The organism is Halosimplex litoreum, assembly GCF_016065055.1.
GTDB classification, from domain to species: Archaea; Halobacteriota; Halobacteria; order Halobacteriales; family Haloarculaceae; genus Halosimplex; species Halosimplex litoreum.
The window spans coordinates 3,743,348-3,756,629 of record NZ_CP065856.1 but is presented as its reverse complement, the minus strand read 5'-3'; the positions used below and the strand labels follow the sequence as shown (position 1 = coordinate 3,756,629).

Annotated in this window: 11 protein-coding genes and 1 tRNA gene; 2 read left to right on the top strand and 10 right to left on the bottom strand. The window is 68.7% G+C overall.

Going from position 1 to position 13,282, the window contains the following annotated elements:
- Positions 1-38 precede the first annotated feature (38 nt).
- The 7 genes from I7X12_RS18595 to I7X12_RS18565 all read right to left on the bottom strand — a co-directional run bounded on the left by I7X12_RS18595 (position 39) and on the right by I7X12_RS18565 (position 9,514).
- Entirely contained in the window at positions 39-929 is an 891-nt protein-coding gene (locus tag I7X12_RS18595; protein ID WP_198061508.1) for an NAD(P)-dependent oxidoreductase, read from the bottom strand.
- 76 nt (positions 930-1,005) lie between these two features.
- The gene (locus I7X12_RS18590) at positions 1,006-3,261 is read right to left on the bottom strand and encodes an NADP-dependent malic enzyme (RefSeq protein WP_198061507.1); all 2,256 of its coding nucleotides are present in this window, start codon (positions 3,259-3,261) and stop codon (positions 1,006-1,008) included.
- Between the two features lie 102 nt (positions 3,262-3,363).
- On the bottom strand, positions 3,364-4,230 hold the full coding sequence (locus tag I7X12_RS18585) for an amidohydrolase family protein (RefSeq protein ID WP_198061506.1): 867 nt from the start codon (positions 4,228-4,230) through the stop codon (positions 3,364-3,366).
- A gap of 75 nt (positions 4,231-4,305) precedes the next feature.
- A tRNA-Glu gene (locus I7X12_RS18580) sits at positions 4,306-4,380 on the bottom strand.
- 88 nt (positions 4,381-4,468) lie between these two features.
- Positions 4,469-5,059 carry a helix-turn-helix transcriptional regulator gene (locus I7X12_RS18575; RefSeq protein ID WP_198061505.1) on the bottom strand — a complete coding sequence of 197 codons (591 nt, stop codon included), beginning with the start codon at positions 5,057-5,059 and terminating at the stop codon, positions 4,469-4,471.
- An 85-nt stretch (positions 5,060-5,144) separates the two neighbouring features.
- Positions 5,145-6,197 (bottom strand): hypothetical protein, encoded by a 1,053-nt coding sequence (locus tag I7X12_RS18570; RefSeq protein ID WP_198061504.1) that lies wholly within the window; start codon positions 6,195-6,197, stop codon positions 5,145-5,147.
- Between the two features lie 149 nt (positions 6,198-6,346).
- Positions 6,347-9,514: an oligosaccharyl transferase, archaeosortase A system-associated gene (locus I7X12_RS18565; RefSeq protein WP_198061503.1), complete on the bottom strand. Its 3,168-nt coding sequence runs from the start codon at positions 9,512-9,514 to the stop codon at positions 6,347-6,349.
- Between the two features lie 180 nt (positions 9,515-9,694).
- Between I7X12_RS18565 and aglG the strand changes: the two genes are divergently transcribed.
- Both aglG and I7X12_RS18555 read left to right on the top strand, forming a co-directional pair.
- Positions 9,695-10,624: a glucosyl-dolichyl phosphate glucuronosyltransferase gene (gene aglG, locus I7X12_RS18560; protein ID WP_198061502.1), complete on the top strand. Its 930-nt coding sequence runs from the start codon at positions 9,695-9,697 to the stop codon at positions 10,622-10,624.
- A gap of 97 nt (positions 10,625-10,721) precedes the next feature.
- The gene (locus I7X12_RS18555) at positions 10,722-11,873 is read left to right on the top strand and encodes a glycosyltransferase family 4 protein (RefSeq protein WP_198061501.1); all 1,152 of its coding nucleotides are present in this window, start codon (positions 10,722-10,724) and stop codon (positions 11,871-11,873) included.
- A 52-nt stretch (positions 11,874-11,925) separates the two neighbouring features.
- Here I7X12_RS18555 and I7X12_RS18550 read toward each other — a convergent pair whose 3' ends face one another.
- From I7X12_RS18550 to I7X12_RS18540, 3 genes are all read right to left on the bottom strand, one after another.
- On the bottom strand, positions 11,926-12,156 hold the full coding sequence (locus I7X12_RS18550) for a PLDc N-terminal domain-containing protein (RefSeq protein ID WP_198061500.1): 231 nt from the start codon (positions 12,154-12,156) through the stop codon (positions 11,926-11,928).
- A gap of 91 nt (positions 12,157-12,247) precedes the next feature.
- A complete protein-coding gene (locus tag I7X12_RS18545) occupies positions 12,248-12,391 on the bottom strand; it encodes a hypothetical protein (protein WP_198061499.1) in 144 nt (47 codons plus the stop codon).
- A 73-nt stretch (positions 12,392-12,464) separates the two neighbouring features.
- The gene (locus I7X12_RS18540; protein ID WP_198061498.1) at positions 12,465-13,247 is read right to left on the bottom strand and encodes a YqjF family protein; all 783 of its coding nucleotides are present in this window, start codon (positions 13,245-13,247) and stop codon (positions 12,465-12,467) included.
- Positions 13,248-13,282: the final 35 nt, after the last annotated feature.

Genomic DNA, 13,282 nt, shown 5'->3' with positions numbered 1-13,282 from the left:
ACGGGGGCCGACCGGCTCGTCACTCACCGCCCCCGTCGTCACCCCTCGTCTTCGGCGGGCTGGAACGCCCGTTCGCCGGCGTCGTTGAGCAGTTCCCAGTACCGCAGGAGCGTCGCCGCGTGGGCCTCGTCGGAACCGGCCCGGCGGACGGTCGCCTTGTAGGCCTCGTGAACGGCCGCGTTGATCGGGAGCGCGGTCCCGGTTTCGCGGGCCACGTCGCGGGCGTAGCCGAGGTCCTTGTCCCAGATCGCGAGTCCGCCCAGCCCCTCGATCCCCTGTTCGAACTCCCTGTCGAGGAGGCGTTCGGAGACGTCCATACCGAAGAAGTCGCGGAGGTGCGCGGGGTCGACGCCGTTGTCCCGCGTGAACTCGACGATCTCCGCGTCCAGCGCGGTCCGGCCAGCGTAGCGCATCTGGAGGGCGAGCTTCAGGATAGTCGCCCGTCCGACCGCGCCCACGTGGAGGTGGTCGTCGCTCAGGGACTCGATCAGGTCGCGGGCCGACCCGTAGGCCGCCTCCGTCCCGCCGACCATCATGTGCGCGCCGTCGCGCGGCGCCGCGCGGGTGATCGGCGCCTCGACGAACGCGACGCCCCGGTCCTCGCACCACTGTTCGCACTCCCTCGACGTGTCCGGGTGCGTCGTCGTGACATCGACGACGGTCTGGCCCGCCGAGAGCGCGCCGAGGACGCCGTCTTCGGCCTCCATCACGGCCTCGACTTCCGGCGTCCCGGGGAGCGCGAGGACGACGAACTCCGAGCGACGCGTCGCGTCCGCGGGGCTCTCGGCCGCGGCCGCTCCACGTTCCTGGGCGGCTTCGACCTGCGATGCGTCCACGTCGTAGGCGACTGTGTCGTAGTCGGTGTCGGCCAGCCGGTCGAGAAACCTCTTGCCGATGTAGCCGACGCCGATCACTCCGACTGTGGGCATGGGACCATGGACGGCCACCGAGCGGATAAACGTTCGAGTCGGCGACGAACGGTCCGACGCTCCCGGCGACCGCCGCCTACTCCGACCCCTGCGCGTCGATCGTCGCGACAGCGGCCAGATTCACGATGTCTTTCACCTCGTCGTCGCGCTGGAGGACGTGGACGGGGTCGGCCATCCCGGCGAGCATCGGCCCGACGGCCTCCGCGCCGCCGAGGCGCTGGAGGAGCTTGTAGACGATGTTCCCCGCTTCGAGGTTCGGGAGGACGAGCACGTTCGCCGGCTCGTCGACGTCGGCGAACTCGTAGTCGCCGACCAACAGATCCTCGACGACCGCGGTGTCGGCCTGCATCTCTCCGTCGACCGGGAAGTCCACGGCGGGATCCTCGCGGAGCCGCCGCGCCGCGTTCCGCGGTTTGCGGGTGCCCTCGTTGTCGACGCTCCCGAAGTCCGAGTACGACAGCAGCGCCGCCCGCGGCTCCACGTCGAACCGGCGGGCGACCCCTGCAGCGTGGCGCGTCACTTCCGCCAGCGTCGCCTCGTCGGGGTCCTGGTTGACCGTCGCGTCCGCGACGAAGACGACGCGGTTCTCGAAGGAGAGCATGTACACCCCCGCGGCGTGGTCGACGCCGTCTTCGGTGCCGATGACTCGCAGCGGCGGGCGCAGCGCGGAGGGGTAGTGATGGGTGAGTCCGGTCAGCATCGCGTCGGCGTCGCCGCGCTCGACCATCACCGACGCGAAGTGGTCGCCGTCGCGGACGGTCTCGGCGGCCTCCCGGCGGGTCATCCCCTTCCGCTGGCGCAGCTCGTAGAGCCGGTCGACGTACTCCTCGTACTCGCCCGCCGCCGGGTCGACGACCGCCGGCTCGAACGCCAGGTTCAGCCCCTCGACCTTCCGCTCGATCGTGGTCCGGTTACCGATCAGCACCGGCTCGGCGATCCCCTCCTCTTCCATCTGGTGGGCGGCGCGGATGATCTTCTCGTTGGCCCCCTCCGCCAGCGCGACCCGCTTGGGGTCGCTCTTGGCCTTGTTCAGGACGATGCGCATCATCTCGCGGGACTTGCCCAGCCTGGCCTCCAGCCGCTCGACGTAGGCGTCGGGGTCGAGCGCGTCGCGCGCGGCCCCCGACTCGACGGCCGCCTCCGCGACGGCGGGCGCCACCTCGAAGAGCACGCGCGTATCCAGCGGCTTCGGGATGATGTACTCCGGGCCGAACTGCAGCGGCTGGTCGCCGTAGGCCCGCCGGACCGCGTCTGGCACGTCCCGTTTGGCCAGGTCGGCCAGCGCCTCCGCCGCCGCGACCTTCATCGCCTCGTCGATCTCCGTCGCCCGCACGTCCAGAGCACCGCGGAACAGGAACGGAAAGCCCAGTACGTTGTTGACCTGGTTCGGGTAGTCCGACCGCCCCGTCGCCATGATGACGGTGTCGTCGCGGGCGGTTTTCGCTTCCTCGTAGCCGATCTCCGGCTCGGGGTTGGCCATCGCGAAGACGATCGGGTTCTCGGCCATCGACCGCACCATCTCCCCGTCGACGATCCCGCCCGCCGAGAGGCCGACGAGCATGTCCGCGCCGGCCATCGCGTCGGCCAGGTCGCCCTCGGGCACGTCGCTGGCGAACTCGCGGTTGTGCTCGTTGAGGTCGCCCGCCTCGGCCCGCTCGGTCGTCAAGATCCCGTCGATATCGACCATCGTGACGTTCTCCGTCCGGACGCCCAGCGAGACGTAGAACTCCGCCGTCGCGATGGCCGCGGCGCCCGCGCCCGCGAACGTGACTTCGAGCGACGCCAGATCCTTGTCGCCGATCTCCGCGGCGTTGAGCAGCGCTGCCCCCGAGATGATGGCCGTACCGTGCTGGTCGTCGTGGAAGACCGGGATATCCATTCGCTCGCGCAACCGCTCCTCGATGACGAAACACTTCGGTGCCGCGATGTCTTCCAGGTTGATCCCGCCGAACGTCGACTCCATCCCCGCCACCGCGCCGACGAACTCCTCGGGATCGGTGTGGTCGACCTCGATGTCGAACACGTCGATGTCGGCGAAGCGCTTGAACAACACCCCCTTGCCTTCCATCACCGGCTTCGAGGCCTGCGGGCCGATATCGCCCAGCCCCAACACGGCAGACCCGTCGGAGACGACGCCGACGAGGTTCCCCTTCGACGTGTACTCGTAGGCCGCTTCGGGGTCCTCGTCGATCGCCCGACAGGGGCCGGCGACCCCCGGGGAGTACGCCAGGCTGAGATCGCGCTGTGTGCTCGTCGACTTCGTCGTCCGGATCTCGACCTTCCCCGGCGGGTCGGCCTCGTGGTACTCCAGCGAATCCTCTTCGAGAGTCATACCCCGGATACGCCATCGTCCCGGTAAAGATGTGGGATACAGGCGATGGTTGGTGGATCATGAAGGCGCAGGCCGGACCACGGAACGGAGCGGCGCCGCGGCTCACCCTCGAAGCCGGTCGAACGTCCGGTGAGAGAGCCACGTCAGGTCGCGCGCCGAGAGATAGTCGGCTTCCTCGACCCACGAGAGACACTCCTCGTAGCTCCCCCAGTCGTCCAGCCACGGGTAGTCCGAACCCAGCAGCAGTCGCTCCGGGCCGAACCACGAGAGCAAGTTGGTGACGTAGCCCTCGACGTCCTCGTAAGGCCACGGCTCGTCCGACGTGCGCGGGATCGAGCTCACTTTCACGTACGCGTTGTCGTGTTCGGCGAGTACCTCGAAGTCGGCCCACGGCGACTCGTCGGGCTCGGAGTCCACGTCGGGCCACGCCATGTGCTCGACGACGAACGGCACCGCCGGATGACGCTCGACCAGGTCTGCGAGCATCGACAGCTGGTCGGGCTTGGCCAGGACGAACGCCGCCGCGTCCCGAGCGGCGAGTTCGTCGTACAACGGGTCGAGATCCTCGCCCGCGACCCACTCGGTAGAGCGGTCCATCGCCCCCGGCGTCTGCCCGTACTCGAAGCAGGCGTGAAAGCGCAGGCCGAGCATCCGCTCGTGGCCGGTGACGCGACGGACGTGCTCCCGGAGCGTGTCACCGTCGGCGTCGTACTCGGCGACACCGACCCCCCAGAGCCGGTCGGGGTGAGCTTCGAGCGCACGGAGCGTGTACTCGTTCGCTCGCTCACCCCGACCGTAGATCGAGGTCGGAAGCAAGACGCTCTCGTCGACGGCTGCCGCGTCCATCCCACCGATCAGATCCGCGTGCGTGTACGGCCCGGACCACTCGGGGGGCAAGTCGGCGCTGTACCACGGGAGGTCTGCCGTGTCCTGCCCCCAGGCGTGCGTGTGCGTGTCTACGAGGCGCATCGCAGGATCTGGGACCGGCTAGACATTAAGCGTACCCCGGACGAACGGGTGAGATCCCGTCGGAGAAATCGGAGATGCTCCGTCAGGGATTCGAACCCTGGTCCTTGCCGTGAGAGGGCAAGATGATTGGCCGGACTACACCAACGGAGCGCACACGCCCTCTGTGTGTACCAAATCGTAGCGAGGATACGGGTTTAACGGTTGCGCTTCGAACCCGTATCGGTACGCCGTCGCACACTCACTCGTCGTCGAACGGCGAGCCGGCCGCTTCCGGTTCGTTCCCACTGAGGCTGATGATGTTCTCCCGGCCGACGCGGAGCTTGCTGATCGCTTCTTCTTCCGCCATCTCGGAGAGGAGCATGCTGACCTTCGACTTCGACCACCCGGTCTCGTCGACGATCCGGGCCTGTTTCATCCGCCCCTCGTTCGATTCGAGGATGTCGATGATGAGTTCCCGGTCGGTCCTCCCGGCGGGCTCGTCAGATTGGGATTTCGGCTCGGCCGCCGGATCCGGTTCGGGGGGGCTCTCGGCCGTCGCCGGGCCGTCGGGCTCGGTCGCGGACTCGCTTTCCGAGCTGCCGCCGGTCGAGGGAAACGACGGGATCCCGGTGTGCCAGGCAGCGACGCCGCCGAGTCCGAGAACGACGAGCACCACGGCGGCGACCATCATACCGCCGACGTCCCCCGAACTCGCCGACTGTAGGATGCTCGTCGGTGGCTTGGCGACGGCCGAAACGGGGAGCCATCCGCGCGCGTCGGTCGCTCGCGCTGTCCCCGCCCCGGCCGCCAGTACTCCCCCGATAGCGTCGCCGCCCAGCCACTGCTGCATCTATCGTAACATGCCGAGGTCGGTATAAAAACGCTGTGAATACGTGTATTTCTCTCCAGTCGATCGCCGGACGCGAGGCGGGCCGTCAGACGAGCCCGATGGTCGGCACAGCGGTCTGTTGGAACACGCCCGCCAGGTCCAGCAACGCGACGAGCAGGGTGGTGACGACGATAGCCACGGCTGGTGGGTCGAGGTGGGTGTCGGCGTGGGCGTACAGGACGCGCTGGGCGAGTTCGCCGACCAGGCCGGCGAGGACGCCGAAGGCACCGCCGACCAGAACCGCGACGGTCGGGCCGGCACTCGGGAGCGCCAGCGCGGCGATGCCGGCGGGCAGCGCCATGTGGTGGGTGACGGGGAACCGGTCGACGCCGGCGGTCAGGAAGAGCAGTCCGGTGGCGGCGATCCCGAACGCCAGGAAGTAACTCCCCGTCGCGACGGCGAGAAAGCCGCCGAAGACGCCGACGACGAGTCCCAGGACGCCGACCGAGAGCCACTCGGACTGGTAGGGGAGCCACGGCTCGACGACGTACCGGCCGGCCAGCGACTGCGCACCGTCGCCGTCGGCGGCCATCCGCCGGTCGCCGTCGCGGTACGGCGACATGTCGAGCAGGTCGGTGTCGAGACGGCCGAGGAGGGGGTAGCCGAAGACGGCGCGGTGGAGCAGCGCGGAGGCGACGACGCTGGCGGCGACCGGGTCCCAGGGCAGTCCCAGCCGGAGCGACAGCTGCGCGAGCCAGTAGCCGAGGACGCCGAAGACGCCGCCGACCGCCAGCGCGCCGGGCCGCGGGCCGAGCGGTGCTGCGAGGTGCTTGGCCTCGTGGTAGGGAAAGTCGGTGTCGAGGTGCCCCTTCCGGCCGGCGTAGGCCGCGGCGGCGGCGGCGCCGGCGAACGCGACGTGCGGACCCAGAACCGGGCCGTAGCCGACCAACCCAGTCACGCCGGCCGTCCCGAGGTCGGTCGAACCGGCGACCAGCGGGGTCCCGCCCGCGCCGCTCGTGACGCGCGCGATCTCGCCGACCGTGATCACGAGACCGGCGAGGCCGTACGCCGCGTAGCCGCCGACCGCCGCGCCCACGGCGCCGCCCGCGAACGCCACGAGCAACAGGTCGACCGCGAGCAGGCCGCCGTCAACTGCCATCGGTCTCACCCGCGGGCACGCCCGGTCGACGGCCGTCGATCGGCCGGCCGCACTGTCGTGTCATAGGGGACGGAAGTCGGAGCCGGTAGTTAGTACTGGCGGATAGCCGGCGGGTGACAGAGAAAAGTGCGCGTCGTTCGGTACGAGCGTCAGTCGCGCTTCGTCAGGCCGACGACCGAGAGCAATCCGCCGCCCAGCAACGCGATAAGCGTCGCCGGCGCCGAGGGGTCGACGAGTGCGGAGCCGGTCGAGCCGTTCGTCGCGCTATCGGTGCCGGTCGCGGTGCCGGTGTCAGTCGCAGTGTCGGTGCCGGTGTCGGTCGCAGTCCCGGTATCCGACGGAGTCGCAGTGGCGGTCGCAGTGTCGGAGGTGGACGTGTCGCCGCTCGTCCCGTCGTTCGCGGTGCCGTCGTCGGCGCTCCCGTCGTCAGTCGTCTCGTTGCCAGTCGTCTCGTCGTCGGACTGGCCGTTCTGGAGCGCCTGCTCCTGGCCCTTCTCGAGCGTTACCGTCGACGCGGACTCGTCTTCACCGAGGACCTGTCCCTCGGTCACGTCGACCGTTCCGCGGTAGCGGAACGCGTGCGTGTCGTTAGTGACCGCGTCGGTCCGGAGCTGGTAGGAGGTGTTCGCGGTGACGCTCGGCTCCGTGTACCCCTCCTCGGTGGTCCACTCGCCGTAGCCGGTCGTCGAGTACGGGACCGTCATCTCGAACGTCCCGTCGTCGCCGGTCCGGGCCTCCTGGCGGTAGACGAACGTCGAGTTCGTCGAGGGGACCTGCATCTCGACGGCCGCGGTGACCGTCGCGTTCGCGGGCCCCTCGCCCTCGATGGTCCCACCGGGGACGCGCTCGAAGGCCTTCACCCAATTCGAGCTCTTCGGCTGGAGCGCGCCGAGCACGCCGGGCTGGCGGAGCGAGGTCTGGAAGGCGCCCTCGGCCTCTTTCCGGAGTGCCAGCTGTTTGCGGACCGACTCGGTCGAAGTCGTGTTACTGCCCTGAACCATCCGGTAGTGTTCGAGCGCCGGGACGCGTTCCTCGGGGTAGCTCCCGAACCCGCCGATCTGCGAGGTCGGGTCGCTCTCGACGTACTCGCGGGCCTCGGCCATCGAACCGAAGCGGCGGGTTCCGTTGCTGATCGGGACCTGCTGTCCCTGAATATCCTCGATTTCCCAGTCGAGGACGACCGGCGCCGGCTCGCTCGCGCTGCCGTGGAACCGGTACAGCCGGACCGCCGTGGAGTTGTAGTACGCCTGCTGGTGGCGCTGGAAGATCCGGTACTGCACGCGGTCCTGCTGGCCCGTCTGGTAGTAGAGCGGGCGGTAGTAGTCGTTCTGAGAGATGTTCCCGTCGGAGTAGAACGCGAACGGCGCGAAGTACTTCCCGCCGATCCGAAGCGGGCCCGCGCCGGCACGCTGGTAGGAGGTCGTGGTCTCGGCCATCTTCCAGTCGACCGTGACGAAGCGGCTCTGGGCGTCGTCCTCGCTGAGGTCGGTCATGACCTCGCTGGCGTGTGATTCGTCGGTCGATAGCAGGAAGTTCGCCGCCTGGTTGGCCCCCTGCTGGAACGGGTTGGCGGTCGGCATCTGCTCGCCCATCACCGTGATCCAGTGGCCGTAGTCCCACCACGAGAGCGTCCCGTAGTACCCCTCGGGGTAGTCGAAGTCCTCGGTGTTCTCGAAGGTGCCGTAGTAGGGGACCTCCTCGGCGTTGTCGGCGCCGCCGTAGGTACCCTGGTCGGGCGCGTTCGTCTGCATCCAGCCGAGCGTCTCGTTCCAGGCCGGCTGGGCCTGCCCGGGCCCGTTCGGCGCGGATGTCATCTGCATCGCGAGGGGCGTCGGGTAGACCAGCGGGGCGAACACCACGAGGACGATGGCGCCTATCGTCAACAGCTGATACGTCTCGATGTCCGTGTCGGGCGCCGAGAGCCCGGAGAACCGCGCGAGTTCGCCGAGGACCATCGCCGACATCGTCGCGACGGCGATGGCGAGGTAGTAGTCGAAACGCTGCTGGGTCAGCGTCGCCAGCAGCAGGAAGACGGTCCAGACGGAGACGAGCGTCATCTCGGCGCGGGGCCTGTCGTAGAACTGCCGAACCGCGACGTAAGCGACGCCGAGCAGCGCGATGAACACCGTGAAGCCGTACCGGGGGAACAGTTCGCCGAACGGCAGCGACTGGGCCTCACCGACGGTCTGTGCGGTATCGGTGACCGTGAGCCCGACGACGCGGGTGATCTGGTTGGTCAAGAAGCCCCACAGGTCGGGAAGCAGGAGCGCCATCGCACCGGCCAGCACGACGAGGATGCCGCCGACCGCGGCGGGGTACTGGTAGTTGGCCAGGTCCCGGGACTCCCACTCGCGTGCGAACCACGCGAGGAAGACACAGCCCGCGGCGACGCCGAAGGCGAGCATCGGCTGCAACAGACTGTAGCTCGTCGCGCCGATACCGGCGTTCTCCATGACGGCGAGGCTCAGGACGCCTGCAGTCGACAGCGTCAGCGCGCCGGTGATGGCGACGTGCTCCGGACTCTCGCCGTGCGCGTACTCCGAGCAGATCTCGACCATGAAGAACACACCGAGGATCCCGACGAGGAAGACGCCCGGTGCCCAGGTCCAGAGATAGATGGCGACGGCGGCGCCGGCGACCAGCGACCAGCCGACGGGGCGGCGCAGGGCGGCGACGTCACGCGCCCGGAACAGCTCCCAGACCGGCTTCTCCTCCTCGGCGACGGAGACGGCGACCATCGTCGCGAGGACCGCCGTGGTCATGAACAGCGCCTCGGCGACGTGGTGGTCGTAGAAGCCGACGGTTCCGCGCTGGGCGAACGTGCTCCCCGCGAGCGCGAGGACCGCGACGGCGAACACACCGGCGAACTTCCCGGCCAGTCGCTTCCCCAGGAAGTACGTCGGGATCGCCACCAGCGTGCCGAAGACGGCCGGTGCGAACAGGACGACCAGCCGGACGGTGTGGTCGCTCGGGTTCCCGAGCCCGACCACGAGCGCGGCCGTAGCGACCAGCTGGTCCATCACGGTACCGAACTGGCTGGAGTGGGTCCCCAGCGGGAACTGTGTCCAGGGGTCGAACGGACTGGTCTCCGGCCAGTGCTGGACCGTGTACTTGACCATCCGGTAGTGGTACCACGGGTCGTTCCCGCTGAAGAACACCGTTCCGTCTATCAGGAACTCTTGCCAATCGCGAACGCGACTCCACAGCATGAACCCGAGGAGGGCGACGATCGCCGGGATGTGGTAGTACTCACCCACAACCTCGGCGAGATCACCGGGTTCGTCGATATTTTGGATCTGACCACGCCACTGACTCATTGACGGAACCAGTCCCATCGCGCGCATAAGCCTTGTCATCTTCCGATAAATCGGACTCCCCGTCGACCCCCGATTCAACCGCGGTCTTGCGGTTCTCGATTCTCCGAACAGCTTCGAAACGCGGCCTGTCGCGGACGGCCAGACGGAAAGCCTATCCCGGACCCCGGTCCATGAATCGACATGCGCGTCTCCGTCGTGCTCTGCGAGCACACGATGGACCGCTACGACGCGGTCGTCGAGGCCGCTCGTAGCGTCCTCGGCCAGACCTACGACGACGTGGAACTGGTCTTCGTCAGCGACGGCAACCCCGAGGTCTTCGAGCGGTTCGAAGCGGATTTCGGCCACCGAGAGAACGTCTTCACTCGCTGCAACGACGAGAACCGCGGCCTGCTCGTCAGCCGGAACAACGGCGCGGAGGCCGCCAGCGGCGACGTGGTCGCGTTCCTCGACGACGACGCCGTGGCCCATCCGGAGTGGATCGAACGGCTCGTCACCGCCTACGACGAGCACGACGCGGTTGCGGCCGGCGGCCGGATGGACCCCATCTGGGTCGACGACCCCGTGGACTTCCTCCCGGCGGAGTTCTACTTTCTCGTCGGCGCCACCTACCGCGGGTTCGGCGACGGCCGCGACACTCCCGCGGAGGTCCGCAACACGAACGGATCGAACATCTCCTTCCGGCGGGAAGTGTTCCTCGACCTGGGCGGGTTCGACGACGGGATCGGCGGGCGGAAGGGAGACAAGAACCTCCAGGGCGGTGAGACGGAGGTCTGCGCCCGGTTACGCGAGGAGTACGGCGAGGGCGTCCGGTACGTTCCCGACGCCGAGGTCGGCCACAAGGTGTTCGCCTACCGCACCGAACCGAAGTGGCTGCTCGACCGGGCGTTCTGGCAGGGTTACTCCAAGCGCGGTATGCAGCAGTTCGTCCCCGGTTCGGCGGCGGAGGAGGGCGACTTCCTCGGGAAGATCCTCGGCGAGTATCTCCCCGGACGGTTCGGGGGCCTCGTCCGCGACCCCGACCTCACGGCCGCCAAACAACTCGTCTGGCTCCTCGTCCTGACGGGCGTCGTCGGTTTCGGCTACCTCTACGGGATATACAAGTGGCGCTGACCGGCGGTGAGGACGTACGCGAGCGGACCGTACGACCGGAGACCGTCCGACTCGGGATGACCAGCGTTAAGCGACTGCCGGAGCCACCCCATCGGTAATGGCGGACCTCCCCGACGTGTGCGTCGTCACCCACCCGCTGGCGGCGGCCGGCGAGAACGCGACGCGGAGCCTGCTCGACATCCTCTCGGCGGTGACCGGCGTCGCGCTGGTCACCCTGGATCTGCCCGCCGACTCGGAGATCCGCGACCGACACGAGCTGGTCGAACTCACCCGGAAGGGGGCCGGCGACTCCATCGCCGTGGCCGCCGTCCGCTTCCTCCTGAACCAGCTCCGGATGTGCCAGGTGGTCGCCGGTCGCGAGGAGGCGGTCGTCCTCTTCTACGGTGCGACTTCGTACCTGCTCCCCATCCTGTTCGCCCGCGCTATCGGGAAGACGGTCCTCGTTGAACCGCGCGGCGACGTGCCGCTGACCCTGCGCATCGCCTGGGAGGAGTCGCTTCCCTCGCCGGTCGCGCGGACGCTGGCGGGGCTCGTCAGCGCGCTCGAACGCGCGGGTTTCGCGGCAGCCCACGGGGTCGTGACCTACACGCCGTCGATGGCCGAGCAACTCGATCTCGACCCCGACGACACGGACGTGTACCCCACCGGCGCGCGCTACGTCCGGACGGACGACTTCCGCGTGCGGACGCCCCTGGAAGAGCGGGGCCGTCGTGTCGGTTTCCTCGGTCGCCTCGACGAGGAGAAGAACGTCCGCGAACTCGCCGCCGCGGCGAAGGAGCTGCCCGACGACGTGACCTTCACCTTCGTCGGCGACGGCGACTTACGGGAGTGGCTGGAGACGGAACTCGCCGCGGAGATCGAGGCCGGCCAGGTCGAGATGCGCGGGTGGGTCGACCACGACGACGTGCCCGCCGAACTCGACCGGTTGCGACTGGTCGTCCTCCCCTCCGAGCCGACGGAGGGGCTGCCGACGACGATCCTCGAAGCGCTCGCTTGCGGGACGCCCGTCTACGCGACGCCCGTCTCGGGCGTCCCGGACGTGGTCCGCGACGGGGAGACCGGCTTCCTGATGGACAGCACCGACCCCGCGGACATCCGCCGGGAACTGCTGGCGGTTCTGGAGCGCGAGGACCTGCCCGCGATCAGCCGCAACGGGCGCGAACTGATCGAGGACGAATACAGTTTCGAGGCTTCCCAGGAACGGTATCGAGATATTCTACAGCGGGTCGTCCGGCGTCGTCGCCGGTAGCGACGGGGAGCGGCCGACCGGGTGGCTACCGGGCCGATACCGGGCCGCCGGCTCAGTACTTCCGGTCGCGACCGAGCAGGAAGTACAGCACCAGTCCCAGGAACGGGGCGAAAAAGACCACGATTGCCCAGAGGAACGCGGGGTGGCTGCTGTTCTTCTGGGCGTCGTTGTACGTCCAGAATATCAGCGCGATTCCGACGGCGAACAGCACCAGCCCGAACAGGAGAACGAGACCTAGCTCGGCGGACTGTAACGGTACTGTGGACGGTATCGTGGAGGGCATCACTGCCGAGAGACCGCCTACCGCGACAAGTGTTTTGTGTTCGTTCACGGCTCGTCGTGGCGATCCGGTCCGTCCGACGGCTCCGAAGGCGCTACGGCCGGACGACGGTCCCGTTTCGCGGGTCGAGGGGCGACCCGGCCCCCCCTGCACCCGCAGGATCCTCGACGGTCCACTCGGTGAACACGTCCGGGTCGCCGTACTCGTCGGCGACGTAGGCGGTCATCTCCGACGTCATATCGCCCGACACTCCGGGCACGACGGGCGAATGGGCGACGGATCCGAGCGAAACCCGGGCTTCGCTGGGCCGGCTACTCCGGCCGTCGGCTCCCCGACGCGGTCACGTCGACGCCGGGGCTGTAGCGAAAGACCGGGTCGCTCTCGGGCATCGCGAAACCGTTGGTCTCGAAGACCTCGTTGTCATCGATATCGACGTCGGCCTCGTAGAGCGGCCACGGCCGGTGACGGATCTGTGCGTAGCGCAACTCACCGCCCGGCGTCTCGGTGTAGTAGCGGTAGCGCTCGGTGAGGAATTCGTCGAGCGACCCCGGTTCGAACCTGAACTGGTCGCCTGCTGGGCCGTAACGGGCGTCGAAGTCACAGGGGCGGGCGCCGGGGTGCCAGCGCTCGCTCTCGAAGGCGACCCGCGAGCCGTCGTCCGTCATCGAGATGCTCGCGAAGTAGTACGGCAGGTGGTGGAAGACGCGCGCACCGGTCACCCCCAGGATCCCGTCGGCGTCGAGGCTGAAGAAGTAGACACCGCGGTCGGCGGCGGGGCCGTCGTCGGTCGGGCCGGTGTCGTCGCCCGACCCGCCACGGCCGTCCGCTCGCTCGCGTTCGCCCTCGTGGCTGACGTAGGTCCGCAGGTTCAGCTCCGGGAGTCGGAAGCCGGTCCACTCCGGAACGCCGTGCGGACGGACCCCGACGTTGGTGAACGGGACGACCGAGAGCCAGGCCTGCCCGTCGTGGGTGTCGACGGTCAGCGACTCCGGGAGATGGGCCTGGACGACCGCGGGGTCGACCGGCCAGTTGGCGAACAGGACGTGGCGCCAGCCCATCTCGACCGGCAAGTCGAGCAGCGACCGGAGGGACATCGGTATCGGAAACTACGGACTGGTTGCCCATTACT

What these genes read in the sequence shown, in the direction of transcription:
- I7X12_RS18595 (WP_198061508.1), bottom strand. Translation starts at nt 929, where the DNA reads ATGCCCACAGTCGGAGTGATCGGCGTCGGCTACATCGGCAAGAGGTTT.
- I7X12_RS18590 (WP_198061507.1), bottom strand. Translation starts at nt 3,261, where the DNA reads ATGACTCTCGAAGAGGATTCGCTGGAGTACCACGAGGCCGACCCGCCG.
- I7X12_RS18585 (WP_198061506.1), bottom strand. Translation starts at nt 4,230, where the DNA reads ATGCGCCTCGTAGACACGCACACGCACGCCTGGGGGCAGGACACGGCA.
- I7X12_RS18575 (WP_198061505.1), bottom strand. Translation starts at nt 5,059, where the DNA reads ATGCAGCAGTGGCTGGGCGGCGACGCTATCGGGGGAGTACTGGCGGCC.
- I7X12_RS18570 (WP_198061504.1), bottom strand. Translation starts at nt 6,197, where the DNA reads ATGGCAGTTGACGGCGGCCTGCTCGCGGTCGACCTGTTGCTCGTGGCG.
- I7X12_RS18565 (WP_198061503.1), bottom strand. Translation starts at nt 9,514, where the DNA reads ATGAGTCAGTGGCGTGGTCAGATCCAAAATATCGACGAACCCGGTGAT.
- aglG (WP_198061502.1), top strand. Translation starts at nt 9,695, where the DNA reads ATGCGCGTCTCCGTCGTGCTCTGCGAGCACACGATGGACCGCTACGAC.
- I7X12_RS18555 (WP_198061501.1), top strand. Translation starts at nt 10,722, where the DNA reads ATGGCGGACCTCCCCGACGTGTGCGTCGTCACCCACCCGCTGGCGGCG.
- I7X12_RS18550 (WP_198061500.1), bottom strand. Translation starts at nt 12,156, where the DNA reads ATGCCCTCCACGATACCGTCCACAGTACCGTTACAGTCCGCCGAGCTA.
- I7X12_RS18545 (WP_198061499.1), bottom strand. Translation starts at nt 12,391, where the DNA reads ATGACGTCGGAGATGACCGCCTACGTCGCCGACGAGTACGGCGACCCG.
- I7X12_RS18540 (WP_198061498.1), bottom strand. Translation starts at nt 13,247, where the DNA reads ATGTCCCTCCGGTCGCTGCTCGACTTGCCGGTCGAGATGGGCTGGCGC.